Below are 13,772 nucleotides of genomic sequence, written 5' to 3' on the forward strand. Positions count from 1 at the left end.
GGATCTGGCGCTGCGCCATGCCGAAGGCTCCGCGCCAGCTTCCGTCGCTACGGTCGCTCAACGCCCTCACGACTCAACCGGGCATCATGATCACGACTGCACAAGGATGGCCATGAATATCGCCGTGCCGGATATCGGAACGCTTTTCCCAATTCCCTCGCAAACAAGCGCTCACGATAAAAGGTTCCTGTTGCAGACCATAGCTCTCACCAAGAGAGTCCTGGGATCGTTTTCTTACGTCGAGATCGGCTCTTATCTCGGCGGGAGCCTGACCCCGTTTCTACTGGACCCCGCATGCAAGGCGGTGCTCTCAATTGATGAAAGAGGGCGGCAACAACCAGACGAGAGGGGCGCCAAGTACGACTATTCCGGAATTACGCACCAGACCATGATCGATAATCTGGTGTCGCGTGGCGTTCCGACGTCCAAGCTGACAACGTTCGATGGCTCGGTAGATTCGGTCCAAGGGACGGAAAACAGCTTCGATGTCGCTTTCATCGATGGCGAGCACACCGATATCGCCTGCTTCAGGGACTTCCTGTGGACGCTTCCGCTGGTGAAGAGCGATGCGATCGTTCTCTTTCATGACAGCACGCTGGTCTACAAGGCTCTCCGCATGATCAGCCTGTACATGAAGAAGTCGGGACAAAAGCATTTGTTCGCGAAGAACAATGAGTCTGACGTCACGGCCCTCTTCCTTGGAAAATTCGCCGAGATCGATTTCGCGAGAGAGTTCGGTCAAGCCGCGAACTGGGATGAGTTTTTCGACAAGTCGGAAACGGAGGTCATCCAGCACGTTCTGAAGAACAGGGTGAGCATTCAATTCGACGCGGTCGTCACCCCGGTCAGGACGTTCCCTGCCTGATCAGCGCAGCCCGTGAAAGCGCGCCCCGCGGGCGGCGGTTAACAGTCATTAACCATATCTGCCGCATACATGGACTTTGGATCGCGCCTTTGATTCGGAGCCGAAAATGCTGCGCTGGATGGTACCTGCCCTGGCAGCGATGCTGACGGTTTCAGCCGCTGTTGCCGCCGATCTGCCGGCGACGCCGAAGCGACGGGCCGCCGCTCCGCCGCAGGAACCGCCAAAGGTCTATGTCGAGACCGATCCGGATGCGCTGATCTCGCCGGCCTATGGCATCGGCAGCTACATCCGCAATTTGCCGGGCACGCCGCTGCTGCCGGGCTCGCATACGCTGCCGGGTTACTACGGCCGCCCCTGGGACTACGACTATCAGGGCTCGTATTACGGCGGGAAGCAGGTCGATTATTTCTGGCGCCTGCCCTACTCGTGCGGCATCTACGGTTATTGCTGATCAGCCGGGATCAGCCGGTCTGGCCGACCGGCACCACGCGCGGCTGCATCTCGGCCGATCGCCGAGAAGCGAGCCGCTCCGCCTGCATCACCGCAAGCGTGAGCACCACGATCGCAACCGTCTGGTGCGAGAGCGCGAGATCGATCGGCACTTGGTTGAGCAGCGTAAGGATGCCGAGCACCGCCTGCACGCTCACGGCCGCGAACAACCAGAGCGCACCGCTCGCCGCCGAGCCGGCGCGTGAACGCACCGCGTCGAACGCGTGCAGCGCCGCCAGTGCGAACAGCAGATAAGCCGTCATGCGGTGCTCGAACTGCACCGTCAGCACATTGTCGAACATGTTGCGCCACCACGGCGTCTCGAACCACAGCCGCTCTGCAGACGGAATGAAGGCGCCATCGATCTGCGGCCAGGTGTTGTAGGCGCGTCCGGCGCGCAAGCCCGCGACCAGCGCACCGAAATAGATCTGGATGAAGGTCACGATCACCAGCACCGCGCTCGTGAACCGCAGCCGCGCGGGAACGGCAAGCTGCGGCCGATCGGCGAGCCGCCGCACCGTCCAGACGATGCCGGCGAAGATCAGCAGCGCCAGCGCCAGATGCGTCGCCAGCCGATATTGCGACACCTCGACCCGCTCGGACAGACCTGATGCCACCATCCACCAGCCGACCGCGCCCTGGAGGCCGCCGAGCCCGAACAGCAGCCACAGCCGCCGCTTCAATTCGCCGGAGAGACCGCCGCGCCACAGGAAGAACAGGAACGGCAGCAGATAGGCAACCCCGATGAAGCGGCCGAGCAGCCGGTGGCTCCATTCCCACCAGAAAATCTGCTTGAACTCGGAGAGCGACATCCCGGCGTTGAGCTCGCGATATTGCGGGATCTTCTTGTAGGCCTCGAACGCGTCGGTCCATTGCGTCTCCGACAGCGGCGGCACGCTGCCGGTGACGGGCTTCCACTCGACGATCGACAGGCCGGATTCCGTCAGCCGCGTCGCGCCGCCGACCAGCACCATCAGCGCGATCAGGGCGGCCACGGAGATCAGCCACCAGCGCACGGCGCGTGAGTTTTTCGGGGCGGAATTCGTCGTCATTTCAGGGGCAAGACCAAGCCTTGTATCTAAGCTACTTGAACCGGACTGCGTGCCCCTTATAGTCCCCCGCTCCCGCAGCGCAAGTTACGCGAAAGCCGCAATATTCCGCCATGACGATCCGCACCCGCAAGTTCCTCGGCGCCATCCTGCTCCTCGTGCTGGCCACCCTCTGGGCCCTGCTCGGCATGGCGGCGGCGCAGATGCCGTGGATCGCCGAGTCCGGCTGGCGACAGGCGATCTACTATGTGGTGGTCGGCATGGGCTGGGTGCTGCCGGCGATGCCGATCGTGAGCTGGATGCAGCGGCCCGATCGCGCCTAACCCCGCAAACGCGCTTGCGCGCTTGTCGGATTTGAAGGCTCTAACCATCGTTGAGTCGGCTCGTAACACTGCCCGTCGGTTTCACCGGCGCAAACGCCACACCGGACACCAGCACGCGCATCATGCGCAGCGAGCGCATCCTCCCGTCCCAGGAAATCCGCGGCAGCGCACGCAGATTGGTGCGGCCTTCCGCATCTACGATTCCCGAAATGGTCGACACCGCGCTGGCAAAACCGGCCTCCTCCGCCATCACGACGTGGCTGCGCCGAAACGAGGCGCGATCGCCGAACGGAAACGCCAGATGCCGAATCTCGCGGCGGAAGGCCGCTTCCGCCACCGCCCTGCCCATCGTCATCTCGCGCAACGCGGCGACGTCCTTTATGTTGGCGAGAACGGGATAGTTCACGGTCGCGCTGCCGATCGTGACACTCGGGTCGGCAGCTAACTTGGCCAGATCCTCCCAGTCCATCGACGCCTCGCGCGAGAGTGCGGCAAGATCGATCCGGTAGCGCGTGCAGAGATCGGCGATCGCCACCGACAAATCTGCCGGCGGCAGCGAGCGCAGCCAGCTCTCGAGGAACGAAAACAGCGCCTGCTTCTCGGCATTATCAGTAACGGTAAAGCGCTGCTCCCTGTCGCCCATCATCAGGTTGATCCGGCTCTCGCGCGCGATCACCTGCTCGAGCCCGAGCCACCACGCCTCGCCGACGCCATCAGGAAAGGCGGTGGGAACGTAGAGCGTGAACGGCACGGCGTGGCGCGCCAGCACCGGATAGGCGAAGCTGATGAGGTCCTTGGCAGCACCGTCGAAGGTGAGCGCCACGAAGCGCCGCTTCTCCGGCAGCGTCACCGCGCGCCGGCAGACCTCGTCCATGCCGAGAAAATCATAATTCCAGCGCTTCAGCGCGCGAATAGCACGATCGAGAAATTGCGGCGTGATCTCGTTTTGGCGCAGTGGCTGGAACGCACCGCTCCGCCGCGGCCGCACGCGCTCGAAGCGCAAGATTGCGCCGGCGCCACGGCTGCGCAGCAGCGGCTGGCCGGTGAACCAGGCAAGCTCGAGCCGCAACCGCTCCAGCCATCTGTCGTCGGATGCCAATATCCCACCTTCGCGTTCGCCGGCGGCCCGTTCCCTCAGCTATTGTCATTACCCTTTGTTGACATTTATTTGCAAAGGTCGGCCACAGGCCGAAATACGCATTTTTCGTTTTCTCGACAGGTTTCGCGGATGACCATGGCTGCGGCGATGCAAAGCCGGACGGCAGAATCGCCAGCGCGGTCGAAAGCGAGCCGTATCGCGCATGTCGACCTCATCAGCGATATTGCAGAGGCTGAGGCGGTCTGGCGCGCCCTCGAGGAGCCCGGTCATCTCTTCACGCCCTATCAGCGGTTCGATCTCCTGGGCTCGTGGCAACGATCGGTCGGGGAACGCGAAGGCGCCCGTCCCTTCGTCGTGATCGCCCGCGACGCCGGGCAGACACCGCTCGCGCTGCTCCCCCTCGCGCTACGCCAGGGTCACGGTGTGCGCACGGCCTGCTTCATGGGCGGCAAGCACACGACCTTCAACATGGCGCTGTGGAACGCTGAGTTCGCAGCACAGGCTGTCACCGCCGATCTCGACGTACTGTTCGCGCCTTTGCATGACCAGGTCGACGTGCTCGCGCTGAGACGGCAGCCGAAGCGCTGGCACGACCAGCAAAACCCGTTTGCCATGCTGCCGCAGCAGAGCGCGATCAATGGCTGCCCGCTGCTTGCGATGGAGCCGGGCGGCCCGCCGGCATCCCGGATCAGCAACTCCTTCCGCCGCCGGCTGAAGAGCAAGGAGAAGAAACTACAGGCGCTCGCCGGCTATCGCTACCACCTTGCGACGACGGACGCGGACGTCACCCGCCTGCTCGACTGGTTCTTCCGGCTCAAGCCGGTACGGATGGCCGAGCAGAAGCTGCCGAACGTCTTTGCCGAGCCGGGCGTCGAACAGTTCATCCGCAGCGCCTGCCTCGCGCCGCGCGGCGAAGGCCGTGTCATCGACATCCATGCGCTCGAATGCGGCGACGAGGTGATCGCGATCTTCGCCGGCGTCGCCGACGGCCAGCGCTTCTCGATGATGTTCAACACCTACACGATGTCGGAGCACGCCCGCTACAGCCCGGGTCTGATCCTGATGCGCTACATCATCGACCGCTACGCCGAGCGCGGCTATCGCTCGCTCGACCTCGGTATCGGCACGGACGACTACAAGCGCATGTTCTGCAAGGACGACGAGGACATTTTTGACAGCTTCGTGCCCTTGACCTCGCGCGGCAAGCTCGCGGCGATGGCGATGTCCTCACTCAACCACGGCAAGCGCCTGGTCAAGCAGAACCAGATGCTGTTCGAGCTGGTGCGACGGCTGCGGCAAGCGTTCGGTTAGGCACCGAAGCGCTCCCTCTCCTTACGCCGCCACCACGCGCGGTCCTTCCATCCCTTCCGACGGCTGCACCGGCCGGCTCAGCATCGTCACTTCGCTGAAGCCGACGGCCTTGAGCTGCTCGCACATCAGCACGCGTGCATCCGCCTCCATCGAGACATCGGGCACCACGACGGCGCGAGCATTCGCCGTCAGCAGCTCTGCAGGCAAGTCTTCGGCACTGCCGGCGTCAACGAGCACGTGGTCGTAGGCGCGCAGCAGGGCATCGATCGCGAGCGTCACCCGCGGCGACTGAAGCAGGCTGCGATCGAAGCCGGGACGGCCAGCCATGACCAGGTGCAGCCGCGAGAGCTTGTCGCGCGTGATGACCTGCGCAAACGAGACCTGCCCTTGCATCAATTCCGCAAGACCGGGCGCCGTCGGATCGACCGACACCGCAGCAATCGTCGGCGAGGACGCGGCGAGATCGACCACGACGACGCGCGCGCCGCGCGCAAGATGGCGGGCGAGCGTCAGGGTCGACAGCGTGATGGCATCGCCCGAAGCGGTGCCGAGCACGGTGATCTTCTTCGCACCCGTCCCTGCAGCAATCAGGCTTTCGGCCAGTTGCCCGATCTCTGCAAACTCGCTGACATCGGCATTGGCCGTCATCGTTGGCTGAAGCGGGGCCGGCTCGATCTCGACCGCATCGACGACCGGCGCATCGACGACCGGCTCCTGGCGAGCCACAGACCGCGGGAGCGCAGCAAGGGCGCGCGGCGCGGTCTGGCGCAGAAGCTCACCGGTGACCACGAGACCTGACGAGAGCAGCAGTGTTGCCAGCGTCGCGATCAGCACGATCGGCAGCTTCTTCGGATAGGCGGGCGTGTTTGAGACGATGGCGCGCGAGATGATGCGGCCTTCCGCCGGCGCGGAATCGATGCTCTCGCGAGTGCTGGCCTCGCGGTATTTTCCAAGATAGGTCTCGAGCAGGTCGCGTTGCGCCTTGGCTTCACGCTCGAGCGCACGCAGCTGAACATCCTGACCGTTGGTCGAGGTCGCCTGCTTCTTGAGCTGCTCGAGGCTCGCGGTCAGGCCGTCGACCCGGCCGCCGGCGATCCGCGCGTCGCTTTCGAGCGAGCGCGAGATCTTGGCCGCCTCGTCACGGATCTGATTGTCGAGGTCGCCGAGCTGCGCCTTCAATTCCTTGATCCGCGGGTGATTGCCGAGCAGCGTAGACGACTGTTCGGCGAGCTGAGCACGCAGCGTCACCCGCTGCTCCGACAACCGCCGCATCAGCTCGGAGTTCACCACCTCGGAGGCCTCGATCGGCTTGCCGCTCTGCAGCATCTCCTTGATCAGCCGAGCCCTGGACTCTGCGTCAGCCCTCATCGAGCGTGCATTGTTGAGCTGGGTGTTGACCTCGCCCATCTGCTGGTTCGACAGCGTGGTGTTGTTGGTGCCGACGAACAGCGACGATTTGGAGCGGAAGTCCTCGACCTTGGCTTCGGCGTCGGAGACCTTCTTGCGCAGGTTCTCGATCTCGCCCGAAAGCCACTGGCTGGCGTTGCGGGCCTGATCCTGGCGCGCATTTTGCTGGAGCACGAGATAGCCATCCGCGATCGAATTGGCGACGCGCACCGCCAGCTCGGGATCCTGCGACTGGAATTCGACCACGATGACGCGCGACTTGTCGACGGAGTAGGCCTGGAGGCGATCGTAATAGGCGTCGAGCACGCGCTCTTCCGGCGTCATCGAAAACGGATCGCGGCCGATGCCGACCAGCGCCGCGAGCGACTTCAGCGGGGAGACGCCTTGCAGCACCGGGTCGAACTCGGGGCGCTCTGCAAGCTTGTTCTTCTTGATGATCTCACGCGCGAGGTCGCGCGACAGCACGAGCTGCACCTGGCTGGTGACGGCCTCGGGGTCGAGCGCCTGCCGCTCCTCGGTGCTGCGGTCGCTGCTCGGGCGCAGGAACACGTTCTCGCGGCCGTCGATCAGGATGCGCGACTCGGATTTGTAGCGCGGCGTGATGAGATTGACGATCGCGACGGAGGCGACGAGAGCCAGCATCGTCGGCACGATGATCCAGCCGCGCTTGCGCGCAAGCGCGGCGCCAAGCGCGTGCAGATCGATGTCACCAGATTCGGCTGATGCCGGCTGCGCAACGGCCGGCGCGGGCCGAGCTTCAACTCTGGGCTTGGTCTCAGGCTTAGCCTCAAGCTTGGCCTTCGAAACGGCCCGCTCGATGACGGCCTTGTCCTTGCCGGCACGCCAGAACGCTAAACGCATCGAACACTCCCGCAGGGCAACGCCACACATGTACCTCAATGGGGCCGATTACACTCCATTAAGGTTGCCGCTGGGTTAATCGCCACGTCTCGCGAGCCACGCACGCGCGCTCGTCACCGTTTGTTAACCACGAGGCCCCTTAATCCATCTCGATATTTCGAGAACATTGTTCGGCATTCGCCGTCGAGCGCTGGCTTTGATCATGCCCCCCTCTCCCGACCAGCCGCTTCGCATCCTTCACGCCGTACGTGCGCCCGTCGGCGGCATCTTCCGGCACATCCTTGACCTCGCCAACGGCCAGGTCGATCGCGGTCATCTTGTCGGGATTCTCGCCGACGGCCTGACCGGCGGCGAACGTGCGGACAAGGCGCTGGCTGAACTCGCGCCGCGGCTGAAGCTCGGCGTGCATCGGCTGGCGATCCGCCGCGAACCCTCGCCGGAGGATTTCCTGGTTTGGCTGCGCATGCGCCGCCTGATCGCCACGCTCAAGCCGGACGTCCTGCACGGCCACGGTGCCAAGGCCGGCGCCTTCGTGCGCATGCGGCGCCGCGCGGACGACACCATCCGCATCTACACCCCGCATGGCGGCTCGCTGCACTATCCGCTCAATACCCTGAAGGGCGAGTTCTACGCGCGGCTCGAGCGTACGCTGATGGATGCGACGGATTTGTTCCTGTTCGAAAGCGCCTTTGCCCGCGACACCTACCAGCGCATCGTCGGCACGCCCAAGGGCGTCGTGCATTGCGTCTTCAACGGCGTGACGCCAGAGGAGTTCGAGCCCGTCGTTATCGCCGACGATGCCACCGACCTCGCCTATGTCGGCGAATTCAGGCACATCAAGGGCGCCGACCTCCTGGTCGACGCAGTGGCGCGGCTGCACGAGAACGGCAAAAGGGTCACGCTGACGCTCGGCGGCGACGGCGAGGAGACGGCGACGTTGAAAGCGCAGGTCGGGCGGCTCGGCCTGGCGGACGCGATCCGCTTCACCGGCCACGTCAAGGCGCGCTACGGCTTTTCCAAGGGGCGCCTGTTGGTCGTTCCCTCGCGCGGCGATTCCATGCCTTATGTCGTGATCGAGGCGGGCGCGGCCGGCGTCCCCATGATCGCAGCGCGCGTCGGCGGCATCCCCGAGATCTTCGGGCCGGAGAGCCCGGCCCTGTTCGCGACGAGCAACGCCGAAGCCATGGCCGAGGCGATCGCGACCGCGCTCGATAATCCGCAGGGAACCGCCCAACGCGCAGTGTCGCTCCGCGAGCGGATCTCGACGCATTTCTCCCAGCAGGCGATGGTTGACGGCGTGATCGCAGGTTACCGCGACGCATTTGCAAATCATTAACCATCATTAAGGCCGCTTTAGAGAATCTTCCGATTTGTCCGATAATCGAGGTGCCAGGGGATGCTTGCCCGGGGATGCAAAGCCGCGCCCGCGGGTCGTTGGAATGGACGTGGACGCCTGTGGAACCGCTCAACGCACGCTCGATGCTCGATGCCGCAACCAGCGCCGCGGCCAAGCCGGCTGACCAGCCGTTTGTCGAGCGACGCCGCCGCCTGACGCCGGCCGCACTCGATGTCGTGAACCAGAAGGTCGCACGCGCCTATTCGCCGATCGTGATCACCGGCTTTGCGCGCGCCATCGATTTCGCGCTGCTGAGCGTGATCGGCATCGCCGTGTATGTCGCATACGTCATGCCGCTCGTCGGCTTCAGCTGGGTCTATCCCGCAGAGATCATAGCCGTCGCGCTCGCCGCCGTGGTCTGCTTCCAGGCCGCCGACATCTATCAGGTGCAGCTGTTCCGCGGCCAGCTTCGACAGATGACGCGGATGATCTCGTCCTGGTCGTTCGTCTTCCTGCTGTTCATCGGTATCTCCTTTTTCGCCAAGTTCGGCAGCGACATGTCGCGGCTGTGGCTTGCCGCGTTCTACTTCCTTGGCCTTGCGGCGCTGGTTGCCGAACGCCTGGTCCTGCGTTCGCTGGTGCGCAGCTGGGCGCGCCAGGGCCGGCTCGATCGCCGCACCATCATCGTCGGCTCGGACAGCAACGGCGAGCAGCTGGTCGAGGCGCTGAAGGCGCAGGAGGATTCCGACATCCACGTGCTCGGCGTGTTCGACGACCGCAACGACAGCCGCGCGCTCGATACCTGCGCCGGCGCGCACAAGCTCGGCAAGGTCGACGACATCGTCGAATTCGCCCGCCGTACCCGGGTCGATCTGGTGCTGTTCGCGCTGCCGATCTCGGCGGAGACGCGAATCCTGGAGATGCTGAAGAAGCTCTGGGTGTTGCCGGTCGACATCCGCCTCTCCGCGCACACCAACAAGCTGCGCTTCCGACCCCGCTCCTATTCCTATCTCGGCGAGGTGCCGACGCTCGACGTGTTCGAGGCGCCGATCACCGACTGGGATCTGGTGATGAAGTGGCTGTTCGACCGCATCGTCGGCAGCCTCGCGCTGCTCGCCGCACTTCCCGTGATGGCGCTGGTGGCGTTGGCCGTGAGGCTCGATAGCCCCGGCCCGGTCCTGTTCCGCCAGAAGCGGTTCGGCTTCAACAACGAGCGCATCGACGTCTACAAGTTCCGCTCGATGTATCACCACCAGGCCGACCCGACCGCATCAAAGGTCGTGACCAAGAACGACCCGCGCGTCACCCGCGTCGGCCGCTTCATTCGCAAGACCAGCCTCGACGAGCTGCCGCAGCTCTTCAACGTGGTGTTCTCCGGCAATCTCTCCCTGGTTGGCCCGCGTCCGCATGCGGTACAGGGCAAGCTGCAGAGCCGCCTGTTCGACGAAGCCGTCGATGGCTATTTCGCCCGCCATCGCGTCAAGCCCGGCATCACCGGCTGGGCCCAGATCAATGGCTGGCGCGGCGAGATCGACAACGAAGAGAAGATCCAGAAGCGCGTCGAGTTCGACCTCTATTACATCGAGAACTGGTCGGTGCTGTTCGACCTCGTCATTCTCCTGAAGACGCCGCTCTCGCTGCTGACCAAGAACGAGAACGCGTATTGAGTTGTGGTCCCCCAGCCCCACTGTCATCACCCGGCTTGACCGGGCGATCCAGTAATCGCCGGCAGCGGAAACTGCCACGAACAGCTCGGAGTACTGGATGCCCCGCCCCAGTGCGCAAGTGCGCACAAGGCGGGGCATGACGACGGAAGTATTGTGTTTCCAGTAGCGTGAGCGTGTGATGGTGTATGCGGCAACAGCCGGGGAAATGAATGCAGCGGTTCGCGCTGCGCCCGGCGTGCTGGCCCTCCAGCGCGCGCTGGTGTGGCTGGTCGGTGCGTCCGGCGCGATCGTCTTCATCGAGCCGAGCCCCTACGAGATCGCGACGCTGCTCGCCACCGTCGCCTTCTTCGCCACCGGCCTGCGGCTCAAGCTCGTGCTGATGCCGCTGGTGCTGGCTCTGGTCCTGCTCAATGTCGGCTACACCATCAGCGCGATCCCGCTGCTCGACCAGTCCGAGGTCGCAAGCTGGATCGCGACCTCGTGGTACATGGCGGTGACCGTGGTGTTCTTCGCCATGGTGACCTCCGAGGACACGGCGGCGCGCCTGGACATGCTGCGCCGCGGCCTCGTGGTCGGCGCGATGATCGCATCGCTTTCGGCGATCGCCGGCTACTTCAACCTCGTTCCGGGCGGCCACGATCTCCTGACGCTGTACGAGCGCGCACGCGGCACCTTCAAGGACCCGAACGTGCTCGGCGCCTTCCTGATCCTGCCGGCGCTGTTCGCGCTCCAGAGCGTGGTCTCGGACAAGCTGGCCAAGGCGTTCCGCAACGTCATCGCCTTCGGCATCATGTCGCTGGCGATCCTGCTCGCCTTCTCCCGCGCCGCCTGGGGCGGGCTGGTCCTGACCTCGGCCTTCATGCTGGCGCTGATGGTGCTGACCAGCCGCACCAATGCGCAGCGCTCGCGCATCATCATCATGGCCATCGTCGCGGTGGTGCTGGGTCTCGCGCTGATCGCGGTGCTGCTGTCGTTCGATTCCATTGCTGAGATGTTCAAGCAGCGCGCGAGCTTCGACCAGAGCTATGACGAAGGCCGCTTCGGCCGGTTCGGCCGGCACATCCTCGGCGCAGAGATGGCGCTCGACCTGCCGTTCGGCATCGGTCCCTTACAATTCCACCGGTTCTTTCCCGAGGACACCCACAATTCCTATCTGAACGCCTTCATGTCCGGCGGCTGGCTCTCCGGCGTGTGCTATCCCGCGCTGGTCTTCACCACCGTCATCACGGGCCTCCGCCACGTCTTCGTCCGCGTGCCCTGGCAGCGCGCTTATCTCGCGGTGTTCTCGGCCTTCGTCGGCACCGTCGGCGAGAGTTTCGTGATCGACACCGACCACTGGCGGCACTTCTGGATGATGCTCGGCGCGATGTGGGGCATGATCGCGGCCGCACAGGCCTACAAGATCAAGTCTGGCGAGGATGCTTCTTCAGCTTGAGCGCGGGCCGCTTCTCCGGCGGCGTGTCGAGCAGGCCCTTCAGTGCAGCGGTCGCCGCAAGCACGCCCTTGTAGCCCTCGTTGGCGAAACGCAGCAGCAGGCGCAGTTCCTCGTCGGAATAGGCGTTCCAGACCTTCTCCATCGCCTGTTGCATCGGCACATAGAGCTCGCCGATCTTCATGGCGGTCTCCGGCACGACGGCGATGTAAACCTTGCGGCGATCGGCCTCGTCCCGCTCGCGGCGCACGAGGCCTGCCTTCTCGAGCCGGTCGACTACGCCGGTGATGGCGCCGGTCGTGAGCCCCGTCACCTCGGCAAGCCGACCCGCGGTCACGCGTCCCTCGAGATAGAGGATGTCCATGCATTCGAGGTCGGAGTTGGCAATTCCGGCTACGTTTGCAACGGCTTGCCCATAGAGCACGCCCTGCGCGGACGACCGCCGCATCGCCTCTTCCAATTCTCCCAGTAGTGCCGTGCGCGCCTTCGCCCTTGACAAGGCTCACCTCATCTCTTAGTCGATATATATCTTAGTCACTAAGAGATTTAGTGACCGTAATTTTTCCTAGCATCACGGAAACGTCGGGAGCAAGCCAATGCCTCATCGTCCCCGCAAGGCCCTGATCATCGGCGCCGGCATCGCCGGGCCCGTAGCCGCGATCCTGCTGCGCCGCGCCGGCATCGAATCCGCGATCTATGAGGCCTGGCCCTACTCGAAGGGCATCGGCGGCGGTCTCCAGATCGCGCCGAATGGCATGCAAATCATGGACGAGATCGGGCTCGCTGGCGAATTGATCAGCCGCGGTTCGATCGCAGAGTCCTTCGACTTCTATTCGCAAGAAGGCCGAAGGCTCGGCTCGATCAACCGCGACATGGCTCGGCGCTTCGGCCAGCCGGCGGTCAATGTCTGCCGCGCCACGCTGAACGAGATGCTGATCGACAAGGCCTGGTGCGCCTGTGTCTCGCTCTATTTCGACAAGCGCCTGATCAAGATCGAGGATCGCGGCGACCAGCCGATCATCGCCTATTTCGCCGACGGCACTACTGCCGAGGGCGACTTCCTGATCGGCGCCGATGGCGTGCATTCGATCACGCGGCGTCAGGTGGTGCCGGACGGGCCAACGCCGTTCAACACCGGCCTGATCGGGTTCGGCGGCTTCGTGCCCCATGCCGTGCTCGACGGCCGCGCGATCGGCCGGCATGTCGAGACCACCTTCGGGCAGAGCGGCTTCTTCGGCTACGGCTATTGCAGCCCGGATCCGAGCGACGGCGTGATGTGGTGGAGCACGCAGCCGGCGCACGGTATGGATGCCGCGATGTTCCGTGCGCTCGACGCGGCGACGCTGAAGCAGCATCTGCGCGGCTTCCATCACGGCTGGCACGATCCGATCCCCGCCATCATCAAGGCAGCCGAGAACATCGTGGTCACCGACACGCTCGACGTCGCAACCTTGCCGACCTGGTCACGCAAGCGCTCGCTGCTGATCGGCGATGCCGCGCATGCAACCAGCCCCCATGCCGGCCAGGGCGCTTCGCTCGCGCTGGAAGATGCGATGCGGCTCGCCCGTCTGATGCAGGAGGGCCAGGAGCTAACCGCCACCTTCCAGGCCTTCGAGGCCGAGCGACGCCCGCGCGCGGAAAAGATCGTTGCTCTGGCGCGCCGCAACGGCAACAGCAAGCGCGAATTCAGCGCCACCGGCGCCTGGATGAGAAATCAGATGATGAAATGGCTGTTGCCGTTGGGATCGAAGAGCATGGAGTTCATGTACGCGTACGACGCGCGGGCGGTGTAGGAGTCCTCCTCCCTCTCCCCGTTCTTACGGGGAGAGGGTCGGGGTGAGGGGCTGCCCTCCGCGAAAACGGTGAAAGTTGGACTCGCGGAGACTCCCCCTCACCCGCCGCGCGTTCCGCGCGTCGGCCTCTCCCCGCAAGC

At 64.4% G+C, this 13,772-nt stretch carries 12 protein-coding genes; 8 read left to right on the plus strand and 4 right to left on the minus strand.

All coding sequences use genetic code 11. The features are described from left to right. Positions 1–112: 112 nt before the first annotated feature. Positions 113–865, plus strand: a complete 753-nt coding sequence (locus ABIC09_RS17060) for a class I SAM-dependent methyltransferase (protein ID WP_354109973.1) — start codon at positions 113–115, stop codon at positions 863–865. 106 nt (positions 866–971) lie between these two features. Continuing rightward, positions 972–1,316 (plus strand): hypothetical protein, encoded by a 345-nt coding sequence (locus ABIC09_RS17065; protein ID WP_354086421.1) that lies wholly within the window; start codon positions 972–974, stop codon positions 1,314–1,316. Positions 1,317–1,326: 10 nt separating this feature from the next. Here ABIC09_RS17065 and ABIC09_RS17070 read toward each other — a convergent pair whose 3' ends face one another. Next, positions 1,327–2,406 carry a COX15/CtaA family protein gene (locus ABIC09_RS17070; protein WP_354109974.1) on the minus strand — a complete coding sequence of 360 codons (1,080 nt, stop codon included), beginning with the start codon at positions 2,404–2,406 and terminating at the stop codon, positions 1,327–1,329. A 110-nt stretch (positions 2,407–2,516) separates the two neighbouring features. Between ABIC09_RS17070 and ABIC09_RS17075 the strand changes: the two genes are divergently transcribed. Further along, complete coding sequence (locus tag ABIC09_RS17075; protein ID WP_354109975.1) at positions 2,517–2,726, plus strand: DUF2842 domain-containing protein; 210 nt, start codon at positions 2,517–2,519, stop codon at positions 2,724–2,726. A 40-nt stretch (positions 2,727–2,766) separates the two neighbouring features. Here ABIC09_RS17075 and ABIC09_RS17080 read toward each other — a convergent pair whose 3' ends face one another. Next, positions 2,767–3,825, minus strand: a complete 1,059-nt coding sequence (locus ABIC09_RS17080; protein ID WP_354109976.1) for a polysaccharide deacetylase family protein — start codon at positions 3,823–3,825, stop codon at positions 2,767–2,769. Positions 3,826–3,954: 129 nt separating this feature from the next. Here ABIC09_RS17080 and ABIC09_RS17085 point away from each other — a divergent pair, with 129 nt between their 5' ends. After that, on the plus strand, positions 3,955–5,136 hold the full coding sequence (locus tag ABIC09_RS17085; protein WP_354032716.1) for a GNAT family N-acetyltransferase: 1,182 nt from the start codon (positions 3,955–3,957) through the stop codon (positions 5,134–5,136). 21 nt (positions 5,137–5,157) lie between these two features. On the opposite strand, the gene ABIC09_RS17090 is transcribed toward ABIC09_RS17085, so the two are convergent. Then, positions 5,158–7,404: a GumC family protein gene (locus ABIC09_RS17090; protein WP_354032715.1), complete on the minus strand. Its 2,247-nt coding sequence runs from the start codon at positions 7,402–7,404 to the stop codon at positions 5,158–5,160. Between the two features lie 202 nt (positions 7,405–7,606). Between ABIC09_RS17090 and ABIC09_RS17095 the strand changes: the two genes are divergently transcribed. The 3 genes from ABIC09_RS17095 (at position 7,607) to ABIC09_RS17105 (ending at position 11,842) form a co-directional block, all read left to right on the plus strand. Continuing rightward, positions 7,607–8,740: a glycosyltransferase family 4 protein gene (locus tag ABIC09_RS17095; RefSeq protein WP_148753578.1), complete on the plus strand. Its 1,134-nt coding sequence runs from the start codon at positions 7,607–7,609 to the stop codon at positions 8,738–8,740. 119 nt (positions 8,741–8,859) lie between these two features. Then, positions 8,860–10,407: an undecaprenyl-phosphate glucose phosphotransferase gene (locus ABIC09_RS17100; protein WP_354032714.1), complete on the plus strand. Its 1,548-nt coding sequence runs from the start codon at positions 8,860–8,862 to the stop codon at positions 10,405–10,407. 178 nt (positions 10,408–10,585) lie between these two features. Beyond that, positions 10,586–11,842 (plus strand): O-antigen ligase family protein, encoded by a 1,257-nt coding sequence (locus ABIC09_RS17105; RefSeq protein ID WP_354109977.1) that lies wholly within the window; start codon positions 10,586–10,588, stop codon positions 11,840–11,842. Here ABIC09_RS17105 and ABIC09_RS17110 read toward each other — a convergent pair. Beyond that, positions 11,811–12,287: a MarR family winged helix-turn-helix transcriptional regulator gene (locus tag ABIC09_RS17110; RefSeq protein WP_148753575.1), complete on the minus strand. Its 477-nt coding sequence runs from the start codon at positions 12,285–12,287 to the stop codon at positions 11,811–11,813. The genes ABIC09_RS17105 and ABIC09_RS17110 overlap by 32 nt on opposite strands. 148 nt (positions 12,288–12,435) lie before the next feature. On the opposite strand from ABIC09_RS17110, the gene ABIC09_RS17115 reads away from it, so the two are divergent. Then, positions 12,436–13,632, plus strand: coding sequence for an FAD-dependent monooxygenase (locus tag ABIC09_RS17115; protein ID WP_354109978.1), 1,197 nt, complete (start codon positions 12,436–12,438; stop codon positions 13,630–13,632). Positions 13,633–13,772 lie beyond the last annotated feature (140 nt).

It is taken from the genome of Bradyrhizobium sp. S3.12.5, from assembly GCF_040548225.1.
In the GTDB taxonomy this organism is placed as follows: domain Bacteria; phylum Pseudomonadota; class Alphaproteobacteria; order Rhizobiales; family Xanthobacteraceae; genus Bradyrhizobium; species Bradyrhizobium cytisi.

What these genes read in the sequence shown, in the direction of transcription:
- ABIC09_RS17060 (WP_354109973.1), top strand. Translation starts at nt 113, where the DNA reads ATGAATATCGCCGTGCCGGATATCGGAACGCTTTTCCCAATTCCCTCG.
- ABIC09_RS17065 (WP_354086421.1), top strand. Translation starts at nt 972, where the DNA reads ATGCTGCGCTGGATGGTACCTGCCCTGGCAGCGATGCTGACGGTTTCA.
- ABIC09_RS17070 (WP_354109974.1), bottom strand. Translation starts at nt 2,406, where the DNA reads ATGACGACGAATTCCGCCCCGAAAAACTCACGCGCCGTGCGCTGGTGG.
- ABIC09_RS17075 (WP_354109975.1), top strand. Translation starts at nt 2,517, where the DNA reads ATGACGATCCGCACCCGCAAGTTCCTCGGCGCCATCCTGCTCCTCGTG.
- ABIC09_RS17085 (WP_354032716.1), top strand. Translation starts at nt 3,955, where the DNA reads ATGACCATGGCTGCGGCGATGCAAAGCCGGACGGCAGAATCGCCAGCG.
- ABIC09_RS17090 (WP_354032715.1), bottom strand. Translation starts at nt 7,404, where the DNA reads ATGCGTTTAGCGTTCTGGCGTGCCGGCAAGGACAAGGCCGTCATCGAG.
- ABIC09_RS17095 (WP_148753578.1), top strand. Translation starts at nt 7,607, where the DNA reads ATGCCCCCCTCTCCCGACCAGCCGCTTCGCATCCTTCACGCCGTACGT.
- ABIC09_RS17105 (WP_354109977.1), top strand. Translation starts at nt 10,586, where the DNA reads ATGGTGTATGCGGCAACAGCCGGGGAAATGAATGCAGCGGTTCGCGCT.
- ABIC09_RS17110 (WP_148753575.1), bottom strand. Translation starts at nt 12,287, where the DNA reads ATGCGGCGGTCGTCCGCGCAGGGCGTGCTCTATGGGCAAGCCGTTGCA.
- ABIC09_RS17115 (WP_354109978.1), top strand. Translation starts at nt 12,436, where the DNA reads ATGCCTCATCGTCCCCGCAAGGCCCTGATCATCGGCGCCGGCATCGCC.